We start from the raw sequence: 6,169 nt of genomic DNA, 5'->3' as shown, positions 1-6,169 counted from the left end.
GCCATCTTGTTGAGTCGCATCATTGATTTGCCTCTTGAGTCTCTGATTATCGCTATAGAGCTTGTCGATTTTGGCATGCAACTCAGCAGACAATTTATCAGCCAACTGCTGAGCGGTTTTCTGACGTGCCAGCGCGGCAACTAATGCAGAAGAGGCATCATTGGCTGCTTGTTTTTTTTCTTCTGACCAGGCGGTTTTAGCGCGGCTAAATGACAATTTCTCATCAGAAAGTTGCTTACCGTAAATCAATGCTGCCAATACGAACCCCGCAACAGCGGCGACAAGCAGTGCTAACGAGGGTTGCCAATAGGCTTTAAGGAGTTTCAGAAGTGCCACTGGCCAGCTCCTTATCTCGTTTTAGCGCCTGATATTTTGATGCCTGGTTTTGAGTGACCCACGCGGCCAGATAAAGGCTGAACCAGATATCACCAGACTGGCCAAAGATAGTGGCCCACAGCAACGCGAGAGAGGACACGATAAACGCCCCCACCAGAGTGGTATCTGAGGTTGATAACCGCCCTGATGAAGGATTGGTGATTAATTCTTTGAGGGTTTTGATTAGAGACATAGGACACGCTCGGCAATGAGCAAGCGGGCCTGACGATCAGCAAGGCCGTTGCTTCCGCCGTTAATGACTTTGGTCAAGCGAACAAAGCTACCGTTATCCGCATATTCGTTGCAGTTGTTTGCGTACCAGAACCAACCCGCAGAGCGTGCGGCATAATCATCTTGCAACAGTAAATCCGGGTTGATGATCAAGTCGATTTCTAGTGCATGGCCACAGCGGTAATAATTATCCAAAAAGGTAATTTGTTTCAGACCACGGCCACGGAATCTCCAGCCATCTCCGGGCGCGTTATTACCATAACGTTTGTGGTAAACAAGGTTAGCAATGGCTTTTTGACGCTCAATAGGAACAACGGTCTCGCCAGGTTGTCGGCCCAACATCTCGCATTGCCCGGCTGTTAAACGGCTACTAAAGGTGGTTTTTAAGCCCATTACGCTGTAATTAAATGACTCGACCAGTGCTTTAAAACCCCCGCTTTCATGCCCGATTTGTGCAATAAACGCAGCCTGGCTACGGGGGGTATCAATACCGAATTCTTTCATTGCTGACAAGATATGCGGATACCAACGCGATGCGAGCGCGGGAGATAAAGAGGCGGCGAGTTGAAACTGTGATAGGGAGATTTGCATGACACCATCCAATGGGTTGGGATGGTGTCAGTATTGCTGTTGTGGCTTTATATAATCAGTGGAAGGGGTTCAGTGGTTATTAGCCATCAATATCTATAATTTCAATATCCTCACTTTTTACTTTTTCGTCATCATGTTTAGCCATGTATTTACCCTTCACTTTCATCTGGTCAATCATGGGAAGATATTGGTGGACAATATGCCATACATTTTCGTCTTCTTTAAAGTCAAGATTCCTACAATCTGCCCGCTCATTTATTGGGTCACTAGCATCAATTTTATTTGGATTAGCTATTAGCAGAATCTTACGCCAAGCACAGGCTTTAACTTCATTTTTAGGTGTGTCAGTCGCACCAGTTGAAACAACCTTACCAGACTTATATCCAAATGCGAGATTACGCTGCGCTTGATAGCCATCTTTTAGCGCTCCCTGTATCAGGATACTCTCGTTACCAACAGCCTTGGAATCAGCAAAAGCAGAAGAATTAACAATTAATAAACTATAAAAAATGATGTTTTTTATTTTCATTTGCAACCTCAGAATAAAGAGTCTTGTGGTAACTCAACGTTATTTTTATTCCTCTCTAACAATCCCCAAGCGAACCTATCAGAGAAGCCATATTTAGGGCATAGCTGCGTCATCACCATCAAAGAAGAGACGCCACTGTCACGCAACTGCGCAAATTCAGCCAGGAACGAACGGTTACGCAACTCACGCAATGCCCGATCACAACGAGGGAGGTAAAGAACCTCCCCACCAAAGTGCTTGACCAACAGTTGCGCGTTCTCATCACCAATGGTCTCACGTAACAACGTGGCACGGGCTGCGCCAAGTGCACGCAACCCTTTACCTATTGGGAAGGTGGTGCCACCCAACTTATCGAGCAGGCGGGCTGTGGCTGGATAACCGATCAACTCGGCAATCTGCTGGACAGACTCTGGCAATAGCGCTTTAACCTGCTCAATATCCATCATGATTTCCCTCGACGTTTGGCATCAATAATCAATGCCTGCATCAGTTTTGTCAGCTTATCCAGCGGCAACCAATCAACATATCTTACCTGAAACATATGTTGCGCCATAGATTCAGCATAATCCCATGGTCGGTTTGCGTCAGCCAGAAGTGCCTCAATCTTACTGAGTATCGTCTTCTTACTGGCGGGAACGCTGGGGCGACGTCCGCGTTTTGGGGTCGGTTTAGGCTCAAATCCATGAGCCCGCATATAAGCCACAATACGTTCTTGCTGCTCGATGGAACAATGAGCCGAGCTGGTTTTACCGGTAAGTCGATAAATAACATCGCGGTAGGTTTCATCGTCCCATGCTAAGACAGACTTACCCACATGAATAAGCTGGATCAGTTTTTTGTCCATAACACCCCCAGTTGAGTCCGTAAACTATCACTGACTCTTGTCGCCAAGCCCAACCGGATAAGCCAGTCAGACAGTTCATCCATTGCCGCTGCGGGGGAGTTATGCACGGGGAACTCATCAAATGCTATCTGAGCCGTCCAGACGCCACCTTGACACGTTAAGGTCACCAGTTGGTCAAGAACCGTTCGTTGATTTTGATGGGCGACTAACACACCAATAAGGGCGGTAGAACCTACAGAATAAGCCTCGCTGTGCTCAAACTTAGTGATGTACTGTGTTAGCTTTCCACAGCCACTCAATAAATCAGCAGTATCCGCTGGAGAGTAACAGCCCAATTCAAGCAGCTTTGCCCGCGAGAAGGTAATCTCATCAAAGGCCGACTGGAGCACTTGCAGCAGCTCTTCGCTGTAGTCTTCACCCAACGCAAGGTGACTTTTTAACAGGCCCAAATTAGTCATTTTTTCACCTCATCCAACTGAGCGTGACCGGTCACATCTGTAAGATTTAAAGTGCGTGACTCACGATAAAACCAACATTGTGATTCACCTACAAACGCTGTATTGCAACCGGTAGGTAATGGCAAGTCACAGTGATTGCAATGACCTAACTCAGCCTCTTGCCGCTCCAGTCGCTCACCGTCACAAAAGATTAAAAGCTCAACATACTCGCTGGGGATGTATGGTTTACGACCCGGATTACGGCGCTTACAGCCATCAAGCAGCATTTTAAACCCACGGTCAGAGATAACTATTTCAATACGATGCTGACCGAACTGCGACTTTGCACGGGCGCGGGAGAGGCGCTTTCGCGCCGCTGCCTGCTCTTTATTGTTGTATTTAGTCATTGTCGTCATAGTCCTCTTCAATCAGCCGCGCTTCAAAAAGCATCAATCCCACAGGCCAAAGCAACACGGTTACGATGTAAGCAAAAGGGTGAATATCTTTTCTTGCCCAACCCAACCGCTTCAGAATGCTGACCCAGCAATAACCAAGGTAGATGTAGGACGCTACAGCCCAACAGATTAAGGTGATTTCTCTAATGGTCACTTTATTTCCCCCTCTACCGGGAAACCGGCTTTGATGTGTTCACGAGGTTCGCCGTCTTTTGGTTCAGGCCACACTCTGGATTTATTGATTTCCAGCTTATCTATCATTGCCTGTTCTATCTGCGCGTCAGTAATGCCAGCGCGGCGTTGTGCATCCCAAAACAGAAACTGCATGTCAGCCCATTCAGATAGATCACCAGGTGATGCGGCTGCCTCTAACGCTTCTTTGCTTAGGTGTTTCAGTGGGCCAACTGGACCGACATTACCAAAAGTCGCATCAGACCAATCCGCATGGTGTTGGCGTACAACAGGCTTTTGCGAGGCGGTAAATAGCGGTGTCTCAACTTTGCAGCAGACGGCAAAAGTTCTATCGTCTGCACATTCAGCGCGAGAGAAGACTTCTCCAGTTCTATAAAGTACAGCCACCGGCACTTGATCGCCTTTCAGTGCCTCGTTTGCTGCTTCCAATTGGGTTATCAGTGTTGAAACATATTCTTGCGAGTAGAGAGGCATCCACTGACCGTCTGACGTATTGATGTAATTGCTGTTGAAAATGTTGCCATATGTGCCGCTCTTCATGTCAGCTAGCTCTTGGATATCAGTCCACGCCACAGGCTTACTTAATTCTTCGTTTTTTTGCTGGGGAATGTCGGCGATAGCAATAGGCTTCATATGCTCAATGTGAAGCCCACCGGCTCGGCCATTGACGCTGACAACAACATCCCCATGACCTAGCGCCCAGGCTTCAGTGCGCGTGACCACCTCGACGCTGTCAGGGATACCCTTAATAGAGAAATAATGAAAACAACTGCCTACAGGGTATTTTTGATTGAATTTATCGGCTGACAACCCTTTCAGAAAATGGCTCATGGTTTCACCTTCCATTGTTTTTTATGGTGTTCAACGGCTTGCTTCATGGCGACGCGCTGTTGGTTCTTGTGGACTGTATTTCCACGATGATCAAAGAAGTTGAAACGCGACTTCCCAGGCAACTTGGGGTACTCGATAACCACACTGCCATCTGTCAGGGTGTAGATGCGTTTGTTGCCGTTATCCTGATATTCCCGGCTGCTGACATGGGCTTTCATGGGCGACCTCCCCAGCCTTTAGACTGGGCTGACTCACAAAACATGGCACGATGGAGGCACCATTGTTCGTTGACCAGCAGCATGGATGCGTCAGCAGCTGCCAGCCAGGCAGACATGGCGCTGGAGTATTTGAATTGTTGTTCAAGGACTACCGCTTTCTGGGCCAACGCCCTAAACTCAGGATTGGTGACGCCCAATGGCAGGTAACGAACCTTACCTTTTCCCTTACCTGAGCCAACTTTACCGACAACAGAGCCGGTATCCTGGAGAGTGCCAGCCATGCCATAGCAACGTATTTTTCCATTCCAGCCACGGACAACGCGCCCTTTGCGGATATCACAGGCCAACAGCGCACCAACGCGATCAATCGGTAAGCCAGTGAAGTTGGCCAGTTCGCGGCCAGTGGCAGTCCCCAGCACTTGCAGCGCCTGGCGCAATGAATCAGTTTTAGACAGATTTTCCATTATGACCTCCCAATCAATGCAGGCTGAGAATCAGTACCATTGACAGCATGAAGCAAGCTGGCATCTTTACCCGCTCGATATCCAGTCTCCGCAGCATCATCAGCCCCGCGACACTTTTTGGCCTCTCGCATATCGCCTGATTGCAGCCCAATATCTTTCTGCAATTTACGGTGGTAGGCAGTGATTAAGGTTGCCTCGGTATCTGTAACCGTAAAATCTTTAATGACCTGATAAGCGCCTATTACCCACCCCTCACAGAAGGTATCCCCTCGGGCTATTTTGGTGCTGGCTTTAATGCTCTTGCGCATTGACGCAGTATATTCACGGCGGGCTTTCATCATTTGGCGAGAGAGTACGTCAAAGGCATAAGCTGCTATTTGTGGGCGTTCATTCGGGCCGTAGAAAATAACCTGACGCTGAGCGGTAGTGTAATAATTACGTTTAAAGGTCATATAACACTTAACGCCGAAAGCCCGACAGATGATATCTGCCAGCAGCCCCATATATTTAGGGATAGCCTGAGCATGAGAGGGAGCGCCTTTACTGCCTGCCTCGTTGATTTCCATCAAGTCGATATCAATAGATGTCAGACCATGCTCACGCATCAAGTTTTGGGCCTGACTCATCGCATTGGCAGCTTCATTGGGATTGGTACTGTGCTTAGCCAAATTCAGCAGTTTCTTTATTTTGGCGAGATACTTTTCTTTATTCATGATGATGGTTTTCCATGATTTTGGCGTAAGCGCGCCCCAGCGGGTTTACGCCATTGTTAATAATTAAGAGCTAAAAGAGACTTAATAAAGGTTGAATTTAGCCTGCTGGTGTTAATGCCTTAATATTGGCAAACCATGGCTCTAAATTAATTTCAACGATAACGCCTTGCTCAAAGTCGTTTGCCGTTGCAACGGTTTTAACTGCTTTACCACCTCGTAAGACTTTATTGGGTTGGTATATAAAACTGCTACCTACGGGATATTTTTTGTTGAACTCTTTAGCATTCAT

12 protein-coding genes and 2 pseudogenes are annotated in these 6,169 nt (G+C 47.5%); all 14 read right to left on the bottom strand.

Annotated features, from left to right (window positions below):
• A pseudogene (locus tag AEP37_RS04215) lies at positions 1–336 on the bottom strand (hypothetical protein); the annotation flags it as partial.
• On the bottom strand, positions 314–568 hold the full coding sequence (locus tag AEP37_RS04210; protein WP_049610324.1) for a hypothetical protein: 255 nt from the start codon (positions 566–568) through the stop codon (positions 314–316). The pseudogene AEP37_RS04215 and the gene AEP37_RS04210, both read right to left, overlap by 23 nt.
• On the bottom strand, positions 559–1,191 hold the full coding sequence (locus AEP37_RS04205; RefSeq protein ID WP_049610365.1) for a glycoside hydrolase family 19 protein: 633 nt from the start codon (positions 1,189–1,191) through the stop codon (positions 559–561). Before AEP37_RS04205 ends, AEP37_RS04210 begins: the two co-directional genes overlap by 10 nt.
• Positions 1,192–1,276: 85 nt before the next feature.
• On the bottom strand, positions 1,277–1,726 hold the full coding sequence (locus AEP37_RS04200; RefSeq protein ID WP_049610321.1) for a hypothetical protein: 450 nt from the start codon (positions 1,724–1,726) through the stop codon (positions 1,277–1,279).
• 8 nt (positions 1,727–1,734) lie between these two features.
• The gene (locus AEP37_RS04195) at positions 1,735–2,169 is read right to left on the bottom strand and encodes a Mor transcription activator family protein (protein ID WP_049610318.1); all 435 of its coding nucleotides are present in this window, start codon (positions 2,167–2,169) and stop codon (positions 1,735–1,737) included.
• A complete protein-coding gene (locus tag AEP37_RS04190; RefSeq protein WP_049610315.1) occupies positions 2,169–2,570 on the bottom strand; it encodes a gp16 family protein in 402 nt (133 codons plus the stop codon). Before AEP37_RS04190 ends, AEP37_RS04195 begins: the two co-directional genes overlap by 1 nt.
• A complete protein-coding gene (locus AEP37_RS04185) occupies positions 2,555–3,028 on the bottom strand; it encodes a hypothetical protein (protein WP_049610311.1) in 474 nt (157 codons plus the stop codon). The genes AEP37_RS04190 and AEP37_RS04185 overlap by 16 nt, the downstream gene beginning before the upstream one ends.
• Entirely contained in the window at positions 3,025–3,423 is a 399-nt protein-coding gene (locus tag AEP37_RS04180; protein ID WP_235801370.1) for a hypothetical protein, read from the bottom strand. The genes AEP37_RS04185 and AEP37_RS04180 overlap by 4 nt, the downstream gene beginning before the upstream one ends.
• Complete coding sequence (locus tag AEP37_RS04175) at positions 3,407–3,616, bottom strand: hypothetical protein (protein ID WP_049610306.1); 210 nt, start codon at positions 3,614–3,616, stop codon at positions 3,407–3,409. Before AEP37_RS04175 ends, AEP37_RS04180 begins: the two co-directional genes overlap by 17 nt.
• Before the next feature lie 29 nt (positions 3,617–3,645).
• Positions 3,646–4,095, bottom strand: a pseudogene (locus tag AEP37_RS04170) (DUF550 domain-containing protein); the annotation flags it as partial.
• A gap of 386 nt (positions 4,096–4,481) precedes the next feature.
• Entirely contained in the window at positions 4,482–4,703 is a 222-nt protein-coding gene (locus tag AEP37_RS04165) for a hypothetical protein (RefSeq protein WP_049610303.1), read from the bottom strand.
• Positions 4,700–5,167 (bottom strand): ANR family transcriptional regulator, encoded by a 468-nt coding sequence (locus AEP37_RS04160; protein ID WP_049610300.1) that lies wholly within the window; start codon positions 5,165–5,167, stop codon positions 4,700–4,702. Before AEP37_RS04160 ends, AEP37_RS04165 begins: the two co-directional genes overlap by 4 nt.
• Positions 5,167–5,880 carry a DUF2786 domain-containing protein gene (locus AEP37_RS04155; RefSeq protein WP_049610296.1) on the bottom strand — a complete coding sequence of 238 codons (714 nt, stop codon included), beginning with the start codon at positions 5,878–5,880 and terminating at the stop codon, positions 5,167–5,169. Before AEP37_RS04155 ends, AEP37_RS04160 begins: the two co-directional genes overlap by 1 nt.
• A 97-nt stretch (positions 5,881–5,977) precedes the next feature.
• Entirely contained in the window at positions 5,978–6,169 is a 192-nt protein-coding gene (locus AEP37_RS04150) for a hypothetical protein (RefSeq protein ID WP_049610293.1), read from the bottom strand.

It is taken from the genome of Yersinia pekkanenii (genome assembly GCF_001152565.1).
Taxonomy (GTDB): domain Bacteria; phylum Pseudomonadota; class Gammaproteobacteria; order Enterobacterales; family Enterobacteriaceae; genus Yersinia; species Yersinia pekkanenii.
This window is presented reverse-complemented; position numbering and strand designations above follow the sequence as displayed.